The following is a 2,662-nucleotide window of genomic DNA, read 5'->3' on the forward strand; positions in this document are numbered from 1 at the left end:
GTGTGAATCTGGCGGGACCACCCGCTAAGCCTAAATATTCCCTGGTGACCGATAGCGGATAGTACCGTGAGGGAATGGTGAAAAGTACCGCGGGAGCGGAGTGAAATAGTACCTGAAACCGTGTGCCTACAAGCCGTGGGAGCGTCGCCGTCAAGCTTGCTTGGCGGTCGTGACTGCGTGCCTTTTGAAGAATGAGCCTGCGAGTTTGCGGTGTGTTGCGAGGTTAACCCGTGTGGGGAAGCCGTAGCGAAAGCGAGTCCGAATAGGGCGACTTTAGTAGCGCGCTCAAGACCCGAAGCGGAGTGATCTAGCCATGGGCAGGTTGAAGCGGAGGTAAGACTTCGTGGAGGACCGAACCCACCAGGGTTGAAAACCTGGGGGATGACCTGTGGTTAGGGGTGAAAGGCCAATCAAACTCCGTGATAGCTGGTTCTCCCCGAAATGCATTTAGGTGCAGCGTCGTGTGTTTCTTGCCGGAGGTAGAGCACTGGATAGGCGATGGGCCCTACCGGGTTACTGACCTTAGCCAAACTCCGAATGCCGGTAAGTGAGAGCGCGGCAGTGAGACTGTGGGGGATAAGCTCCATGGTCGAGAGGGAAACAGCCCAGAGCATCGACTAAGGCCCCTAAGCGTACGCTAAGTGGGAAAGGATGTGGAGTCGCAGAGACAACCAGGAGGTTGGCTTAGAAGCAGCCACCCTTGAAAGAGTGCGTAATAGCTCACTGGTCAAGTGATTCCGCGCCGACAATGTAGCGGGGCTCAAGCGTACCGCCGAAGTCGTGTCATTGCAGTACATACCTCTAACGGGGACTGTGATGGGTAGGGGAGCGTCGTGTGCCGGGTGAAGCAGCCGTGGAAACGAGTTGTGGACGGTTCACGAGTGAGAATGCAGGCATGAGTAGCGATACACACGTGAGAAACGTGTGCGCCGATTGACTAAGGGTTCCTGGGTCAAGCTGATCTGCCCAGGGTAAGTCGGGACCTAAGGCGAGGCCGACAGGCGTAGTCGATGGACAACCGGTTGATATTCCGGTACCCGCTTTGAAACGCCCAATATCGAATCAGGCGATGCTAAGTCCGTGAAGCCGCCCTGAGCTCTTCGGAGCGTAGGGGAGTGGTGGAGCCGACGAACCAGACTTGTAGTAGGTAAGCGATGGGGTGACGCAGGAAGGTAGTCCAGCCCGGGCGGTGGTTGTCCCGGGGTAAGGGTGTAGGCCGTGTGGTAGGCAAATCCGTCACACGTTAAGGCTGAGACCTGATGCCGAGCCGATTGTGGTGAAGTGGATGATCCTATGCTGTCGAGAAAAGCCTCTAGCGAGTTTCATGGCGGCCCGTACCCTAAACCGACTCAGGTGGTCAGGTAGAGAATACCGAGGCGTTCGGGTGAACTATGGTTAAGGAACTCGGCAAAATGCCCCCGTAACTTCGGGAGAAGGGGGGCCACGCTTGGTGATCGGATTTACTCCGTGAGCTGGGGGTGGCCGCAGAGACCAGCGAGAAGCGACTGTTTACTAAAAACACAGGTCCGTGCGAAGCCGTAAGGCGATGTATACGGACTGACGCCTGCCCGGTGCTGGAACGTTAAGGGGACCGGTTAGCTCCATTTCGGTGGGGCGAAGCTGAGAACTTAAGCGCCAGTAAACGGCGGTGGTAACTATAACCATCCTAAGGTAGCGAAATTCCTTGTCGGGTAAGTTCCGACCTGCACGAATGGCGTAACGACTTCTCGACTGTCTCAACCATAGGCCCGGTGAAATTGCACTACGAGTAAAGATGCTCGTTTCGCGCAGCAGGACGGAAAGACCCCGGGACCTTTACTACAGCTTGATATTGGTGTTCGGTTCGGCTTGTGTAGGATAGGTGGGAGACTGTGAAGCATGCACGCCAGTGTGTGTGGAGTCGTCGTTGAAATACCACTCTGGTCGTGCTGGATGTCTAACCTGGGTCCGTGATCCGGATCAGGGACAGTGTCTGGTGGGTAGTTTAACTGGGGCGGTTGCCTCCTAAAGGGTAACGGAGGCGCCCAAAGGTTCCCTCAGCCTGGTTGGCAATCAGGTGTTGAGTGTAAGTGCACAAGGGAGCTTGACTGTGAGACCGACGGGTCGAGCAGGGACGAAAGTCGGGACTAGTGATCCGGCGGTGGCTTGTGGAAGCGCCGTCGCTCAACGGATAAAAGGTACCCCGGGGATAACAGGCTGATCTTCCCCAAGAGTCCATATCGACGGGATGGTTTGGCACCTCGATGTCGGCTCGTCGCATCCTGGGGCTGGAGTCGGTCCCAAGGGTTGGGCTGTTCGCCCATTAAAGCGGTACGCGAGCTGGGTTTAGAACGTCGTGAGACAGTTCGGTCCCTATCCGCTGTGCGCGTAGGAGTCTTGAGAAGGGCTGTCCCTAGTACGAGAGGACCGGGACGGACGAACCTCTGGTGTGCCAGTTGTTCTGCCAAGGGCATGGCTGGTTGGCTACGTTCGGGAGGGATAACCGCTGAAAGCATCTAAGCGGGAAGCCTGCTTCGAGATGAGGACTCCCACCCACTTGATGGGGTAAGGCTCCCAGTAGACGACTGGGTTGATAGGCCAGATATGGAAGCCGGGTAACCGGTGGAGTTGACTGGTACTAATAGGCCGAGGGCTTGTCCATAGTTGCTCGCGTCCACTGTGT

General features: G+C 56.6%; 1 rRNA gene (only partly in view). It reads left to right on the top strand.

From position 1 onward, the window contains the following. Positions 1-2,641, top strand: a 23S ribosomal RNA gene (locus tag ABD361_RS30195) (it extends 483 nt beyond the left edge of the window). Positions 2,642-2,662: the final 21 nt, after the last annotated feature.

It is taken from the genome of Streptomyces luteosporeus (assembly GCF_039532865.1).
GTDB lineage: Bacteria > Actinomycetota > Actinomycetes > Streptomycetales > Streptomycetaceae > Streptomyces > Streptomyces luteosporeus.